Annotated in this window: 11 protein-coding genes; 10 read left to right on the top strand and 1 reads right to left on the bottom strand. The window is 44.2% G+C overall.

The annotated features are described in order from the left end of the window. Positions 1 to 431: 431 nt before the first annotated feature. Positions 432 to 896, top strand: a complete 465-nt coding sequence (locus QUB04_RS31345; RefSeq protein ID WP_333290578.1) for a hypothetical protein — start codon at positions 432 to 434, stop codon at positions 894 to 896. Positions 897 to 993: 97 nt separating this feature from the next. On the opposite strand, the gene sds is transcribed toward QUB04_RS31345, so the two are convergent. Beyond that, on the bottom strand, positions 994 to 1,965 hold the full coding sequence (gene sds, locus QUB04_RS31340; RefSeq protein ID WP_333290577.1) for a solanesyl diphosphate synthase: 972 nt from the start codon (positions 1,963 to 1,965) through the stop codon (positions 994 to 996). Positions 1,966 to 3,848: 1,883 nt separating this feature from the next. Here sds and QUB04_RS31335 point away from each other — a divergent pair. From QUB04_RS31335 to QUB04_RS31295, 9 genes are all read left to right on the top strand, one after another. Next, positions 3,849 to 4,031, top strand: coding sequence for a hypothetical protein (locus tag QUB04_RS31335; RefSeq protein WP_333290576.1), 183 nt, complete (start codon positions 3,849 to 3,851; stop codon positions 4,029 to 4,031). A gap of 64 nt (positions 4,032 to 4,095) precedes the next feature. Continuing rightward, a complete protein-coding gene (locus QUB04_RS31330; protein WP_333290575.1) occupies positions 4,096 to 6,636 on the top strand; it encodes a CBS domain-containing protein in 2,541 nt (846 codons plus the stop codon). Between the two features lie 60 nt (positions 6,637 to 6,696). Then, positions 6,697 to 7,095, top strand: a complete 399-nt coding sequence (locus tag QUB04_RS31325) for a response regulator (protein ID WP_333290574.1) — start codon at positions 6,697 to 6,699, stop codon at positions 7,093 to 7,095. Then, a complete protein-coding gene (locus QUB04_RS31320) occupies positions 7,092 to 10,250 on the top strand; it encodes a PAS domain S-box protein (protein ID WP_333290573.1) in 3,159 nt (1,052 codons plus the stop codon). The genes QUB04_RS31325 and QUB04_RS31320 overlap by 4 nt, the downstream gene beginning before the upstream one ends. Before the next feature lie 289 nt (positions 10,251 to 10,539). Then, positions 10,540 to 12,480: a response regulator gene (locus QUB04_RS31315; RefSeq protein WP_333290572.1), complete on the top strand. Its 1,941-nt coding sequence runs from the start codon at positions 10,540 to 10,542 to the stop codon at positions 12,478 to 12,480. Further along, complete coding sequence (locus tag QUB04_RS31310) at positions 12,481 to 14,388, top strand: PAS domain S-box protein (RefSeq protein WP_333290571.1); 1,908 nt, start codon at positions 12,481 to 12,483, stop codon at positions 14,386 to 14,388. A gap of 419 nt (positions 14,389 to 14,807) precedes the next feature. Then, positions 14,808 to 14,978, top strand: a complete 171-nt coding sequence (locus tag QUB04_RS31305) for a hypothetical protein (RefSeq protein WP_333290570.1) — start codon at positions 14,808 to 14,810, stop codon at positions 14,976 to 14,978. Further along, a complete protein-coding gene (locus QUB04_RS31300) occupies positions 14,975 to 15,427 on the top strand; it encodes a response regulator (RefSeq protein WP_333290569.1) in 453 nt (150 codons plus the stop codon). Before QUB04_RS31305 ends, QUB04_RS31300 begins: the two co-directional genes overlap by 4 nt. A gap of 128 nt (positions 15,428 to 15,555) precedes the next feature. Next, the coding region (locus QUB04_RS31295; RefSeq protein ID WP_333290568.1) for a GAF domain-containing protein at positions 15,556 to 16,716 on the top strand (1,161 nt) is incomplete at its 3' end.

Genomic DNA, 16,716 nt, shown 5'->3' with positions numbered 1-16,716 from the left:
CCGTCCAAAAAGGACGGGCGGGACGCCCATCCCACAATAACAATTAAAATTGTAAGTTATTTAATTCGCGATCCTAACTTTGGGCGTTTTGATTTTGAAACCAAACTCCCCCAAGCAGTTTTTATTGCTTTAAGTTTGAAAATCCGAACGTGAAATAGCCGTTTTCGGCTTTTTATCCGGCTCAGATTTAACACACCTTGACAGCGCTAGCGCTCAGCACCCTACGGTTAGACTTTTTGGATGACATTGTGTAAGGTGTTACGCACTTAATTTTTTGGCCCCAATGCTCGCTACAAGGACTCTAGGCTGCAAAATCTTAAATTTAGATGGGTGTCAAGCTTATCTTTAATAGGGCAGTGCTGGGTAATATATACTTGGATGCGGACCTGCTAACCTGAAATTTTTAATTTTAGATATCAAAGAACTGACTGATGGATTTAGACCAACAGATTCAAGCATTGATCGAAAAAGCTCCGCCCGACGGTTCGACGCCACAAATCTTAAAGGCGATCGCCCCGGCCCTGGTGTTAATTGCCCAACAGCTACAGCACCTCGAATACTCGATCCTGCAAGCGGTAGACCAAAGTTGGGCGATCGTGGTTTTGAGCAACCTCAAGCAACCGGGACGGGAGAAGAAAGTGATTTATGCTTGGACAAGTATTAAAGATGCGTCGCAGGCTGCGGCTGCTGGGGGCGATCGCCTCAGACCGGTACTTTTGCCTGTCACCCACATTTTATTTCAGATGATAGCTCTTGAAGGTCTTGACAGCATTGTTTTTTTTGAAAGTCCCGGAAATCAGGAAGTCGGGACGGAAATCCCTCGCGAGCAAATACAGAGTTTAATTAACGTTTACTTGCAACAGTATCGATCGGCTCCACCGCCGGATATTGCCTAAACAACTCAATTTTTTATTAATTGGTAACAGGGCATTAGGCATTGGGAATTCCCCATTACCAATTCCCCATTACCAATAAAGTGTAACTTTTTAACCTCTAATAAAGCCTACTCAAAACGTATTCAGCCAAATCAATCAAAGCTTGACGGGACTCTGAATGGGGCAGCGCAGCTAAGTATTCGACGGCTTTCTCTGCGTGATTTGTGGCTAGTTCTCGCGATCGCTCTATGCCTCTAGAATCTTCTACCAGTGCCAGGGCCTGCTCTAGATCTCCTTCTTGGGCAAATTCGCGTTCTATGAGAACTTCCAAGTAAGGTTTTTCTTCTAGGGCAAATAGTGCGGGTGCTGTCAGATTACCGCTTCTGAGATCCGAGCCTGCAGGTTTCCCCAAAGTTTCCGTGGAAGCGGTGAAATCTAATATATCATCTACTATTTGGAAGGCCAAACCAATGTTCCGACCGTAGTTGTACAAATCGTCTGCTATTTCCGCTGAAACCTCGCTCAAACAGCCCGCTGCTTTGGAACTGTTGGCAATTAAAGACGCTGTTTTGTAATAACTTTTTTCGAGGTACGCTTCGATCGACAAGCTGGTGTCAAATCCATTGAGTCCCTGTTGAATTTCCCCCTCAGCTAAATCCATAATCACTTCTGAAAGCAGTTTGACTACGGGCAGGTTGTCGAGATTTGCCAAATGCCAGGAAGATTGAGCAAACAGAAAGTCTCCCGCCAATACTGCCACTCGGTTGTTAAACCGACTGTGAACCGTCGGCACTCCCCGCCGCAGATCCGACTCGTCCACCACGTCGTCGTGCACGAGACTAGCTGTGTGGATCATTTCCGTGATTTCAGCGAGGCGGCGGTGTTTTTCCGTGATTTCCCGATCGGGCATAGTCGCCTTGGCCATCAACAGAACGATTGCGGGTCTCACTCGTTTTCCCTTTGTGCCGAATAAGTATTCTGCAGCCGCGTACAAGATGGGATGACGGGCACCCACTAACTGTTTTAAGTTTTCTGTCAACAGTCGCAGGTCTTCTTCAACCGAGGAAAATAGGAGAGTGCTAGAGATCATGGATACGCCGACTCAAGCCGTAAAGTAACAAAATTTTACAAATCATATCTTTATTTTAAGGTAATTCTCTGCAATAGAAAAGAAAAATCTAGGCGATCGGCAGTTATTTGTCATCGGCCGCCCGATGGGAGTCACCCGCCTGCCAGAGGCGAGTAGCCGGCTGCCAGAGGGGTTGCCCCTATTGTATCGAATTGTTAAGGACACTGCCAAAAAATCTCTAAATCCCAGAAACCCTGTGTTATTATGGGTATTAAGGATTTAAACAATTCTATACATTAAGTACAGCCAGACTGGCAGGTAGCTTTTAGGTGCCTGTAAAAGTTTCGTAGAGCCAGCCTTGTTAGTCGATCGCAGCCAAAATTTCTGGGACAGATTTTTAGTTCCTCGCGACTAAAAGTTTTCAGAAGTTAAGAGTAGCGCATCTTATGTGCACGGTAGCTCCAAGCAGCTACAGTGGATGTTTTTAGGCTGTCTAAGAATCTGTAAAGCAGTAAATCATTATTGATGACCGGGAACGCCTAAATGTTCCCGCAGGCTTGATATGGAAAAACAGCCTTCAGAACCAAGGCATGGTCTTGCGTGCTGACTTAATGTAGTAGGTCTTGAACTTGTCCTCCTCCTCTTCGTCCTTGACTTTTGGTTCTAATTATGATTTATCGCGATATTCCTCTAATTATTCCCATTCTGGCCGCCGGCTATGTAATGACTATTTATGTAGTGCTGATGTTGGCCGAACGCAGCGCTAAAATAACTCGATTAGGCGAGTAGTGCACTGCTGGGCAGCCGAAGTCGGCAGCAGCGCCCTCGCTTCACCGTTGAGAATTCGGAATCCTCAATAATAACCCTGCCTTGAATGCTTGCGCGCAAAGGCAGGGTTATTATTTACAATTTCGGGCACCGTGATTTTCTGGGCTGCTAGTTACTGCAACCGGTAGCTACAGTTATCGATGTTCAATGCCAACAGCCTCTGAGGCAGGATATTATATTTAGTAGCAGCTTGTATCGCTCACAGCAAGTTTCATGTCAGGGAAACCCTGCCAATATTCCGATAAAGCTATTAAATTACTCTCAAAAACGCTGAGTTTGAAGTTGTCGGTTATTGTGCCAAAAATCTCAATATTCCTATTGGGTAGGTCAAAAACTTACAGAAATAAAACGCGAAATTTCTGAATCTAGCAACCTGCTTGCTCAACTGAAGGAATCCATAAACTTGCACTGCAATCAAATATTTCATCAAAGGGTGCTTAACTTGCTGAGTCAATCGATTTTAGATTTTAGATTTTAGATTAAAGAATTGAAGCCTTGACCCCACGGATAAATTCGGGGGGCAAGTTTCAGGGGATACAGGTTTTTTATTTCTGGGTCCTGAGTCTGCTTTCGGAATGAATCCGGGGGCTTGTATCCTGGATGCTTTCGGTCAGGCAGATAGTCTCTGCCATTTATTCACAGCTTGCCAAAAAGAGCATCTCCTACACATAGAGCCGCAAAAGTTATTTTTGATGAAAAATAAATATTTTCGCTCTAACTGTAGGGAAGAAAAGTAATTGCCAATATTACTGACAGCCTTAAAACTCTATTAAGTTTTGATTAAAAGAACTAAAACACAGAGTAGAAGTTGTCAGAAATTATCAAGCTCCACTGCCTAAATTGTTGTCTGAGGCAGACGAACTCAAACAAGTTTGGGTAAATCTGATGCACAATGGTTTACAAGCGATAGAGAATTGCCGAGTTTTAAAAGTAGAAGTGAGAGCAGAAAATCCGAGCCTGCTCGTCAGTGCCAACTGAATTACCCGGAAATTTGACCACGAATATGTGAGCCGTTATTTACCAGAAAACCCGCCGACGAAGGCAGCGGCTGGGGACGGGAGATTGTTAAAAAAAGTGTGGAAAAACATTCGGGTAAAATAGAAGTAACATCAGTTATCGGTCAAAGGACGTGTATTGTGTCAATTCCGATCGCCGTTGAGCGCGATCGCACTAAAAATCATACCAATGCGCGACTAAATAAAAATGCAAATCTAGACCGATGTCAAACCTGGATTGCGGTCAGCGTACCGCGACTGTAAAATCGGAAATCTAAAATGGTATTAAGTGCCGGTTCCGCCTGCATCTATCCCCCTTGATTTGCCCATGTCAACAACAGTTTCTGATACCCAAAGCTTGCTAGAACAGGCGATCGACCCCAAACCGCCGGTGCTGCCTCCAGACACACCCTTGAAAGTCGCAATTGGTGCCATGACTCAGGCGAATGCCAGTTGCATTTTAATCGCGTTTGAGCAGCAATTGCTCGGAATTTTTACAGAACGCGATGTTGTGAAAATAACTGCTAGCGAAATACCGCTAGCAGGGGTGGCAATTTCTGAGGTGATGACTGAAAACCCGATCGCCCTGAACCTCGATCAAGCGGGGAATATCTTCAAGGTATTGAGCATATTGCGATCGAAAAGAATCCGTCATTTACCCCTCACAGACGAAGGTGGCAACTTGCTAGGCGCTATCACTTGCGAAAGCATCCGTCAAATCCTCAAACCGGCAGACTGGCTGAAAATGTGGCGCGCCGAAGAAATTATGACTACAGAAGTAATAGTTACCTCAAGCAGCGCCTCAGTTTTAGAAGTCGCAAAACAGATGAGAACCCAGCGGAAAAGCTGCATAGTCATTACTGACAGCGACAACAAAAATCAGAAACCTGTGGGCATAATTACAGAACGCGACATTGTTAAATTCCAAGCTTCTGGACTAGATTTCGCCAGCACTCCCGTCACCGCCGCGATGAGTTTTCCGCTGATACCGTTGCAGGTAAAAGCCACCTTGTGGCAGGCTCACCAGTTAATGCAGCAGCACCGCATCCGGCGCTTGGTGGTGGTGGACGAGGAAGGATATTTAGCCGGAATTGTGACTGAAATTAGCCTGCTGCAGGCCTTAGATCCGGTAGAAATGCACGCAAATGTCGAGCTTTTGCAGGAAACAGTTGCCGACAAAATTCAGGAGTTGAACAAAATGAACGAGGAATTGCAAAAAGAAGCGTTGCGGAGAACAGAAGTCGAGGAAAAATTGCGGCTTTTAAATGATAATTTGGAAGAACAAATCAAACAGCGAACTTTAGAAATAATTAATGCCAACAATCAGTTAAAAAAGGAAATAGAAGACCGCACCACCGCTGAATCTGAAGTTCGCCGCCTCAACACCGAACTCGAACAGCGAGTGCTAGACCGCACGGTTCAACTAGCAGCCAGTAACGAAGAATTGCAGCAAGAAATTAGCAGTCGAAAATTGCTCGAAGAAAAATTGCACTTTTCGGAAAGGAAAGTCCGCGCCGTTTTTGAAGCGATGACAGACATCGTTCTAGTGCTAGACAGTCAGCGGAACATAGAAGTTTTACCAACGAATGTGGCAGCGGCTTCTGAGCCTGATTGCGATATAGTCAGCTTGACCATCGAACATTTTTTTGACGACGACAACCCGGATGATTGGTGGGTGTTAGTTCAGCAAGTGTTAGAAACACAACAAACACTCAATTTTGACTACAGCTTAACAGTTTGTGGTCGAGAAATTTGGTTTTCCGCCTGCATTTCCCTGTTCTCAAAAGATGCAGTCATTTGGGTTGCCCGCAACATCAACGCCCGCAAAATAGCCGAGTCAGCGCTGTGCCAAAAAAATGCAGAATTATCTCATACCTTAGAAGAACTGAAGCGGACTCAAAAAGAACTGATTCAATCAGAAAAAATGGCAGCCCTCGGACAGTTAATTGCCGGAGTTGCTCATGAAATCAATTCTCCTTTAGGGGCGATTCGCTCTTCTGTGCAGAACCTCGCCGACTTCTGGACGGAACAATTGCAGCAGTTGCCGATATTTTTTCAACAACTATCCCCGGAACGGCGGCAGGATTTCTTTGCTTTGCTACACAACTCCAGCCAAGAAACAGATACATTATCTAGTAAAGAAAAACGTCAGTTAAAAAAACTTTTGCAGGGGCAATTAGAATCAGAAAACATTGACGACGCCGCCAGTCTTGCCTGTACTTTATTAGATATCGGCATCTGCAATAATGTAGAACGTTTTTTGCCTTTGTTGAAAGACAGCCAAAGTCGAAATATTGTAGAAACAGCCTACCAATTTGCTACGGTACAAAAAAGCACTAAAAATATTGCTACTGCCACAGATAGGGCAGCCAAAATCGTTTTTGCTTTGAAAAGCTACTCTCGTTACGACCAGTCGGGCTCCAAGGTTCTCGCTAATATTACCGACGGTATTGATACTGTTTTAACCCTTTACCACTACCAAATCAAACACGGTGTGGAAGTAGTCAGAAACTATGGTACTAATTTGCCCTCTGTGCTATGCTATCCTGATGAACTCAACCAAGTTTGGACAAATTTGGTTCACAATGCTTTACAAGCGATGGGCAACAAAGGAGTGTTAAAAATTGATGTCAAACACGAAGCGAACGCAATATCAGTCAGTATTACCGACAGTGGCCCCGGCATTCCCCCAGAGATTATGCCGAGAATTTTTGAGCCGTTTTTCACAACTAAACCTCCAGGGGAAGGTAGTGGTTTGGGATTAGATATAGTTCAAAAAATACTGGAAAAACACCAAGGTGAACTGCAAGTTGAAAGCGTGCCTGGTCAAACAAAATTTACAATATCCTTGCCCATCGGAATCCCTTGATAGCAATTTAAAAAAGAGGGAAATGCCCCCACAATTAAAATTTAAGAGAAGTAAAAATTTATGCTGAAACCAGTAATTTTGTGCGTTGACGATGAAGTTGTGGTCTTAAATAGTTTAAAAATTCAACTTAAAAAAGAATTTGGGGATGCTTACCTCTATGAAGTAGCAGAAAATGCAGATGAAGCTCTGGAAATTATAGAGGAAATTCAAAAAGAAGATGAAAGTGATATTTTGGTCATAGTATCTGACTGGTTAATGCCAGGGATTAAAGGAGATGAATTTTTGATTATGGTTCACCAAAAATATCCTAAAATTGTGAAAGTCATGCTGACCGGGCAAGCCGACGAAGTAGCAATAGCACGGGTGAAAGAGCAAGCAAACTTGCACCGTTGTTTGTACAAGCCGTGGGAGCGCAAAGAATTAGTAGAAACTATAAAATCTGGTTTGACAAAAATATGAACAATAAACCTGTGATTATTTGCGTGGATGACGAACCGATAATTCTGGAAAGTTTGAAAATTGAGTTAAAAAAAACTCTGGGGGAAGAACACTTATTAGAAACCGCTGAAGGCGGCGAAGATGCTTTAGAGTTAATCGAGGAATTACTGGCAGAGGGCTGCGAAATCGTAGCAGTAATTTCCGACTATCTGATGCCGAATATCAAAGGGGACGAATTGCTGAAGCAGATTCACCGAATTTCCCCAAAAACTATCAAAATTATGCTGACGGGGCAAGCAGACCTCGAAGCAGTGGCGAATACTATTAAATATGCTAAATTGTACCGATACATATCGAAACCTTGGCAGTCAGAAGATTTGAGGTTGACGGTAAAAGAAGCGCTCAACAGCTATTTTAGGGAGAAGCAATTAGCGGAACAAAATGCTCAACTCCAAAAGCTGAATCAAGAATTGGAAACTTTAGTCGAGGAGCGGACTGCACAACTGCGCTTGTCTGAGGAAAAGTTTGCTAAAGCTTTTCGTTCTTCTCCCAACCCAATTACTATTACCCGATTTAATGACGGTCGTTATTTAGAAGTTAATGAGGCTTTTTGCCAGACAATCGGTTATTCGGCGGCCGAAATTCTCGATCGCACGGCGCTTGAGTTGAATCTTTGGGAAAATATACAAGCGCGCGCCGAGTTGTTTAAACTGTTAGATGAAAAACAAATTATTCTCAACTACGAATTTGATTTTCGCACTAAAACAGGGGAAGTCAGAACCGGGCTGCTGTCAGCAGAAATCATTGACATTCATGGCGAAACCTGCGTAATTTCTGTGATTCAAGATATTAGCGATCGCAAATTAGCGGAAGAAAAACTCCGAGCTATAGCGGCTTCTTTAGCAGCAGCGCAAAGAATCGCCAGTGTCGGTAATTGGGAATGCGATTTATCGGCCAACACAACTACTTGGTCGGAAGAGTTATCTCGGATTTTTGGGTTCGATCCAACCCAGCCTGCGCCCACACTGACTGAGTTTCCGCAATACGTGCATCCCGACGATCGACAAAAGTGGCAAACAACGATCGACACTGCTATTGCTAGCGGGCAATCTTACAGTTTGGAATATCGAATTCTGCGGCCGGAACCGAAAATTGCTGCGGATAATTCCCCGTCACAAATAAGTGAATCCGGCTTCCTCCGCTACATCGAAGCCAGAGGAGAAGTAGTGGTCAACCAACAAGGGCAAGTGACAAAACTATTCACAACTTTGATGGACATTACCCCACGCAAGCTGGCAGAAATAGCCCTAGCAGAGAGCGAAGAAAAATACCGTCATTTAGTTGAAACTTCGCAAGATATTATCTGGTCTTGCAATGCCCAAGGGCACATTACTTTTGTGAACCAAGCAGTGAAACAAATATACGGTTACGAGCCTGAAGAAATGCTCGGCTGTTCTTTTAGCGATTTCTTAGCCCCAGGAGAAATAGACTGGAAATGGGAACTTCAGCAGCGCTTGCTGACGGGAAAAACTGTGTTTCAGTACGAAAATATAGTATTAGGAAAAGACGGTCGAAAGATTGATGTAAATACCAAGGCGATCGCGCGCATGGACGCTGAAGGAAACATCATCGGCACAACAGGCACTGCTAGCGATATTACCGAACGCAAACAAGCTGAAATAGCCCTGCAAAAAGCCAAAGAAGAAGCCGACAGAGCGAACAGGGCAAAAAGCGAATTTCTCTCGAATATGAGCCACGAATTGCGAACTCCCCTCAACGCAATTCTCGGTTTCAGCCAACTGCTGGCCCGCGACCCAGACCTCGATGCCGACCAACAGCAATACTTAGGAATTATTACCCAGAGCGGGGAACATTTGCTCGTTCTGATCAACAATATTCTGCAAATGTCAAAAATTGAAGTCGGGCTGGTGACACTTAATAACAGCACTTTCGACTTGCACAAAATGCTAAAAAATACTGAAAATATGCTGACGCTGCAAGCCGAAAAAAAAGGGTTGCAGTTAATTTTTGATTACCCACCCGATCTACCTCAATATATAGAAAGTGACGAAAGCAAGTTGCGACAAGTATTGATAAATGTCGTCGGAAATGCTATTAAGTTTACGGCGGAAGGGGGTGTTAATTTGAGACTAAAACATGAGTTGTTAAAAACTAAAACTCATGGAGAGAGACCACCAAGTGACAGTTGCTGTTTGTTATTTGAAGTGGAAGACACTGGTTCAGGAATTTCTGCGGAAGAAATGGAGAATTTGTTTAAACCTTTCGCGCAAACAGAAAGCGGCAAAAAAGCTCAAGAAGGAACCGGTTTAGGCTTGCCAATCAGCCAACAATTCGTTCAGTTAATGGCAGGCAAGATGACGGTAACAAGCACCCTCGGTGGCGGCAGCATTTTTAAATTTGATGTTAAAGTTTCGCTCCCTAGTGCAGTGGAAATTCAGGTGGCTCAAACAGCTCGCCGAGTTGTGGGTATTGAACCAGGACAGCCAGAATACCGGATTTTAGCTGTTGACGATCGCCTGGAAAGCCGCTTGCTGTTGGTTAGAATGCTGACATCGCTCGGCTTTGCGGTGCAGGAAGCTGAAAATGGCCTTCAAGCTGTGGAAATGTGGTCGAGTTGGGAACCTCATTTGATTTGGATGGATATGCGGATGCCGGTGATGGACGGTTACGAAGCTACTAAACAGATTAAAGCGCATTTAAAAGGTCAAGCAACGGTGATTATTGCTCTGACTGCAAGTGCTTTTGATGAGGAGCGATCGCTGATTTTGTCGGCTGGTTGCGATGATTTTGTAGCGAAGCCTTTTCGGGAGCAAGTGATTCTGGAAAAGATGGCTAAGTATCTGGGAGTCCGCTATGTTTACGATCGAGAAGCTTCGCTAAGTTCTGATGCTGCGGTGTCCGCCGAGGTTTCCACGGCAACTGAAACGGCTGATTTGGCTTTTACGCTCAATACTTCATTTTTGGAAGCTATGCCTGCTGAATGGGTTGATGAATTGTATTCTGCAGCGGATGCGGTTGATAACGAGGAGATTTTTCGGCTGTTGTTGTCGATTCCTCCTATTAATGCTAGTTTCCGCAGCGCGATCGCCGATTTGGCGAATAACTTCCGGTGCGATCGGATTATCGATTTGATTGAGGAGTTTAGAAATTGTTGAAGAATGAAAGAAGAAGGGATAATAGAGCCAGGTTCAGGATTATTGATGATGTAGGTCGATCGCCTATTTGTAAACTCGCCTGCGGGCGATCGGGTAATTTACTTGTAGCCAAGCTCCACACCCTGGTAATCATCAGTCATTCCCAATTCTTTAATCTCACATCTCAACTCTAAACTACGATAAGTTCTGTAAATATCCAAGCAGTTGATTGAGGGGCGAGTGCTATAATGAGTATTTAACCTGTTTTCCTAATTTCAATAATTCTTAAATTAACCAAAAATAGCGCTCGATGATCCAAAATCAAATAGAAGAAAATAAAGACAACATATTAATTGTTGACGATACTCCAGAAAATTTGCAAGTTTTATCAGCAACGCTGTCCGATCGGGGCTACAAAGTCCGCGGCGTAATTAGCGGCAAAATGGCAATCAGAGCCGCGCGCTCTGGTTCTCCCGATTTGATTTTGCTCGACATCAAAATGCCGGAAATGGACGGCTACGAAGTCTGCATACAGCTCAAGGAAGATCCGAAGACATCAGAAATTCCCGTTATTTTTATCAGCGCTTTAGATGAAGTATTGGACAAAGTAACCGCCTTTCAAGTTGGAGGGGTAGATTATGTCACAAAACCGTTTCATGTAGCAGAAGTTTTAGCGCGAATCGAGCACCAACTGACTATCCAAAGACTGAAAAAACAATTGCTCACTCGCAATAAAGAACTGCAAGAAGAAATAATAGAACGCAAAAAAGCCGAAGAAGCAGCGGCCGCTGCTTCGCTAGCAAAAAGTCAATTCGTTGCCAACATGAGCCACGAATTGCGGACTCCCCTCAACGCCATCCTGGGTTTTACCCAAGTCATGAGCCGCGACTCTTCCCTGGGCCACGAAAATCTCGAAAATCTCCGAATTATTAACCGCAGCGGTCAACATTTGCTGGAACTAATTAACGATGTTTTAGACTTGTCGAAAATAGAAGCAGGGATAATTGGCTTAGATGAATGCAGCTTTGACCTTTATCAACTCCTCGACACTCTCGAAGAAATGTTTCAAATCAAAGCTGAAACAAAAAAAATGCAACTGAGATTTTCCGTCGATGCTAATGTTCCCCAATATATAAAAACTGACGAAAAAAAGCTGCGCGTCTGCTTAATTAACCTGCTGGGAAATGCCATAAAATTTACTCACGAGGGGGGCCGTATTTGGCTGCGCGTGAGCGTGGAAAGCAACCCGCCACCGCCGGCAGAATCGGAAAGTCATCCTAACTCTACCTCTGTCGAGTCCTTGTCACTTTTGTTTGAAGTTGAAGACAGGGGAATTGGCATAGCAACTGCAGAAATTGATACTTTATTTGATGCTTTCGTGCAAACACAAGCGGGGAGAAAAGCTGCTGATGGTACGGGATTGGGTTTGACAATTACTAAAAAATACGTGCAGATAATGGGCGGGGATATTTGGGTAAAAAGTGTTGTAGGCGAGGGAACCAGTTTTAAATTTAATATCCGAGTATTTGCGGCTATTTCGTCTGAAATAACAGTGGCGACATTGCAGCGGGCGATCGCACTAGAAGCAGATCAACCGGTTTATCGGATTTTAGCAGTTGACGACAATCAAGAAAATCGGCTGCTGCTGGTTAAAATGTTGCAACCAATTGGTTTTGAAGTCCGAGAAGCGGAAAATGGCTACCAAGCGGTTGAACTTTGGGAAAGTTGGCAGCCTCATTTAATTTGGCTGGATACGCGAATGCCAGTAATGGACGGTTTTGAAGCTGTCCGACAAATTAGAGCTAAAGAGAAACAAACTCAGTGGCGAACCGTAATTATTGCTCTGACTGCTAGCACTTTTGAGGAAAGAAAAGGCGAAATTATCGCCGCAGGTTGCGACGATTTTGTGCGGAAACCTTTTCAAGAACAAATCCTCTTTGATAAGATGGCTTGCTACTTGGGAGTGCGCTATCTTTATCAAGAGTTGCCCCGCTTCCCAGTTGGGGCTTTACGGCGTTATTGTGTGAACGAAAAACCCGATTCATTTTTCGGAGGGCTGCTGGCTCAGATGCCTCGAAGCTGGCGGCAGGAACTCTACGACGCAGCTAATGATGTTAATGAAGAGCTGGCGATTGAAATTGTCGATCGCATCTGGGAAAGTCATCCAACTTTAGCTGAGGCTTTAAAAGATTTGCTTGCTGATTACCGACTCGACAAGATAATGGATTTAACTCAATCGAGTTTAAAATAAATGGATAATAGCGAAATTAAAGTATTGGTGGTTGATGACCAACCGAGCAATCTGCGGTTCTTATCCAAACTGCTAACATCCCAGGGGTATCAAGTTTACCGAGCTATTTCCGGTCAACTGGCGTTGAATGTGGCGATCGCCCATTGCCCGGATTTAATTTTGCTCGATATTAGAATGCCGGAAATGAACGGTTATGAAGTTTGTCGGAGACTGAAAGCGACACCGGAAACCGAACAAATTCCGGTGATATTTTTAAGTGTATTAGATGAAATGAACGATAAATTACAAGCTTTTCGAGTAGGAGGCGCCGACTATATTACTAAACCATTTCAAGTAGAAGAAGTTTTAGCGCGCATCGACAAGCAAGTCGGCTTGCAAAAACTGCAACAGCAATTAAAAGAACAAAATTATCAACTGCAACAGTCGCAGTCACTGCTTGCTAGCATATTAAATAGTTCATTAGACTGTGTGGTGGCTTATTCTGCTGTCCGCAACAGTGAGGGAAATATTGTAGATTTCCAGTGGCTCTTGATCAACGCGGCTGCTGAAAAATTTTATGGTCTGCTATTAAATGACATAGTTGGCAAGAATTTGTTAGCCAAAGTTTCCCAAGTTAGCAAGAACGGGTTATTTGATTTGTATGTTTCTGTAGTAGAAACAGGAGAAACTGTAGACCAAGAATTTTATTACGAACAGGAGCGAGATACAATTGTTTGGCTGCACATTGTGGCGGTAAAATTAAACGATGGTGTGGCAGTAACATTTCGCAACATCACCGATCGCAAACTAGCAGAAATTGCCCTACGAGACAGCGAAGAACGCTTCCGCGCGATATTCGAGCAAGCAGCAGTCGGCATAGCTAAAACCGCGCTTTGCGGTAAATTTATGCGGGTAAATCCCGGCTTTTGTCAAATAGTCCGCTATGCAGAATCGGAATTGTTACAGCAAAATTGGGAGGCAATTACTCACCCAGATGACAGAGAAACGGACAGAGAATACCTGCGCTCGCTGTTATCCGGGAAGATTCAAACTTTTTCTGTGGAAAAGCGTTTGCTATGCAAAGATGAGGCAGTGCGCTGGGCAAATGTTACTGTTTCGGCAATGCGGGATGTCAAGGGGACGCTGCAGTATTTGATTTGTGCGATCGAGGATATTTCCGAACGCAAGCTGGTACAAGAACTGCTGCAAGAGAGTTTAGACACTCAAACCCGCTACGCTCAAGAATTAGCTCGTTCTAATGCCGAACTAGAACAGTTTGCTTACGTGGCTTCTCACGATTTGCAAGCGCCTTTGAGCACGATTGCCGGCTACGCTCAACTATTAGAAAAACGCTTTCCCAACCAACTTGATTCCCAAGGGAATAAATTTATCCGCAATATTGTTACTTCTTGCGAGCGGATGCAGGCGCTGATTGATGACTTGCTGGAGTATTCACGGGTAGGTCGCAGTCAGAAACCTTTTGAGATGATAGATTGCAATCGGGTTTTTGAGGATGCTTGTGCTAATTTGCATTTGGCCATCCGCGAGAATCAAGCTTCAGTTACTAGGGGGGATTTGCCAAGGGTAAAAGGTGACTGTTTTCAACTGCTGCAACTGTTTCAAAATTTAATTGGTAACGCCATTAAGTACCGCAGCAGTGAGACGCCGGTGGTGGAGGTGGACGCTTCCCGTCAGGGGGATAGCTGGGTGTTTTCAGTGCAGGATAATGGTATTGGGATTGCCTCACAGTACCATCCGCGAATTTTTCAGATTTTTCAGCGCTTGCACACCCAAAAACAGTATTCGGGAACTGGTATCGGTTTAGCTATTTGTCAAAGAATTGTCGATCGGCACGGGGGCAGCCTTTGGGTAGAATCCGAACCCAATCGAGGCTCGACTTTTTATTTTTCTATTCCTCTACCAAAGTGAAATCAGCAGCCCCCTGAAGCAGTCAATCGATTTTAGATTTTAGATTTTAGATTTTAGATTTTAGAATTGAAGAAAGCGACCCTACGGATGAATCCGGGGGCTTGTCACCAAATTGCTTGATTGTCACCCGTCCTTTACTTCAGCTTTAAATATCTTTATCTTCTCTTTACAAAAATGCTTATAAAGTGTAGCATATTCACTGATGACATCGAGCTAAAAATCTATCAATATAAATCTATTAGCTCTATCCTTATACAACTTATAAATCAGCGGTGCGCGCAAGACTTGTTAATTTTTTTCAACTATATCCAGAGCATCTTGCTTTGGGATGCAGTAGTTTCCCTAGTAGTTCGCGGGCAAAGATTTGTGATGTGTTTGCAGTTTGCCGATTCTCGGACAGACTGCCAATTGAAACAAGCATGATTCGCAAACCTTCCCAAATGGAGAAAAACGGTAAATTGCTGCAACACAATTTCAGTGTTCTCAGCCAGATTTACCGGATGATGGCAATAGATGCTTTGCAGGTACTCACACACGGCTCAAAGTCCCGCGACCTCACAAAAGACGTTCCTAGTGAGGCAAAGCCGTGAATTATAAAAAGAAAAAATTTACTCTTTTAATAGCAAACGATGACGAGGACACGCGCTTTTTGGTGGAGGAAGCACTGCGAGAAGTTAGATTAGCAATTACGAGCGAATTTGTGGAAAATGGAGAACAAGTGCTAGACTACTTGTACCGTCGCGGTCAATATCTTGGTAGCAGCAATTGGCATCAGCCCGACTTGATACTTTTGGATCTGAATATGCCGAGGCTGGACGGACGAGAAACACTAACTTCGATCAGATCAGACCCCCATTTGCAACAAATTCCGGTTGTAATCCTTACAACTTCCCACCGCAGAGGAGATATCTTGCTTTGCTACCGCTTGGGAGCCAATTCTTTCATATCCAAACCAGTTACTTTTGAAGGCTTGCTGGAAGTAATGAAGACTTTATGTGAGTATTGGTTTGAAATCGTCTCACTCCCGCCGGATATCTAAGAATTAATGGAGCGCTAAATGCCTAGTTTGAGTGTATAGTGAATTTGATAAGCCGAAATATTTGCCGATCGCAAGTATCGATCTCAAAACAAAAAAGTTGCCTTCGACCCGCTCCGAACGCTATAGTTGTGTTAACACGTAACCAATGTCTGAAAATTTTGTTGGTTGAGGATGACCTCGGAGTTCCGACAATGATCGAAGACCTTCTAGGGTCATTGAGCGAGTCTCTATTTCTTCTCCAAACTGTTAAGTCTCTGGAGATAGGAGTTGGGTGTCTGGAGGTAGAAAAGTTTGACGCCGTACTATTAGATTTGTCAGTGTCAGACAGCTTGAGGGGAAGCGAGGATCTCGCAGTTTTGAAAGGGCGATGGCCCACATTGCCAATTGTGGTGCTGACAGATATCAATGATGAAAATATGGCCCGGTCAGTATTGCGCTGGGGCGCTCAAGATTGTTTGGTAAAGGGAAGATTTCACAGAACTCTGCTGGTGCGGGCAATCCATTACGCGATCGAACGCCAGCAAATCGAAGAACAATTGCGGCAGCAGGCTCTGCGACAGCGCCTGTTGGGCAAAATGATCGAACATATTCGATCGTCAATAGATCCAGCAAGCATTCTCCAAAGTACAGTCGCAGAAGTGCGCCAATTTCTCCAAACAGACCGCGTTTTAATTTATCGCTGTCAGGAGTGGGTGTCTCAACTGGACGGGGAAGAGCAAAAAGGTGCGATCGTCGCAGGTGACGGTTTGCCAGAAGGTTATATTGAAAACCCAAATATTAGTGCTGCTTTGGCGTTGTCATGCTTTGTTTTAGTCGAATCCCAGTCGGTACAAGCAATAGCAGATGTCAGCACTGCCCCCTTGGCTGGCAGTTGCAAAGAATTGTTGACAGATTGTGAAATTGCAGCAGTTATAAGCGTACCAATTTGGCAATCAGGCGACTGGGAAACGGCAAAAGAAACACAAGAAGCCACTGTTTGGGAAGTCGAGAAAAATCAAGATGCAGCGGAAAGTTATATCTGGCACGAGGCGAGTGGCAAACCGCAGGCGCAGGGTACAAATTTGCCAGGTTCGATCGCAGAAAATGGCAATAGTTTGTGGGGAATGTTGACAGCATATAATTGCAGCGGTGTCAGGGAATGGCAGCAGTGGGAAATAGATTTTTTACAGCACTTAGCAAATCAAGTGGCGATCGCGATCGAACAATCTCAACGTAAGGATTCAGGTCTAAGATTGGGGAACAAGAGAAGGCATAAAAAAGTTACAAGAATGGGCAGATATAGCCTTACG

The organism is Microcoleus sp. D2_18a_B4 (assembly GCF_036702475.1).
GTDB lineage: Bacteria > Cyanobacteriota > Cyanobacteriia > Cyanobacteriales > Microcoleaceae > Microcoleus.
The sequence above is the reverse complement of the archived record's forward strand: the minus strand, read 5'-3'. Positions and strand labels throughout refer to the sequence as shown.

What these genes read in the sequence shown, in the direction of transcription:
- QUB04_RS31325 (WP_333290574.1), top strand. Translation starts at nt 6,697, where the DNA reads ATGCTGAAACCAGTAATTTTGTGCGTTGACGATGAAGTTGTGGTCTTA.
- QUB04_RS31310 (WP_333290571.1), top strand. Translation starts at nt 12,481, where the DNA reads ATGGATAATAGCGAAATTAAAGTATTGGTGGTTGATGACCAACCGAGC.
- QUB04_RS31330 (WP_333290575.1), top strand. Translation starts at nt 4,096, where the DNA reads ATGTCAACAACAGTTTCTGATACCCAAAGCTTGCTAGAACAGGCGATC.
- QUB04_RS31345 (WP_333290578.1), top strand. Translation starts at nt 432, where the DNA reads ATGGATTTAGACCAACAGATTCAAGCATTGATCGAAAAAGCTCCGCCC.
- QUB04_RS31320 (WP_333290573.1), top strand. Translation starts at nt 7,092, where the DNA reads ATGAACAATAAACCTGTGATTATTTGCGTGGATGACGAACCGATAATT.
- sds (WP_333290577.1), bottom strand. Translation starts at nt 1,965, where the DNA reads ATGATCTCTAGCACTCTCCTATTTTCCTCGGTTGAAGAAGACCTGCGA.
- QUB04_RS31305 (WP_333290570.1), top strand. Translation starts at nt 14,808, where the DNA reads ATGATTCGCAAACCTTCCCAAATGGAGAAAAACGGTAAATTGCTGCAA.
- QUB04_RS31315 (WP_333290572.1), top strand. Translation starts at nt 10,540, where the DNA reads ATGATCCAAAATCAAATAGAAGAAAATAAAGACAACATATTAATTGTT.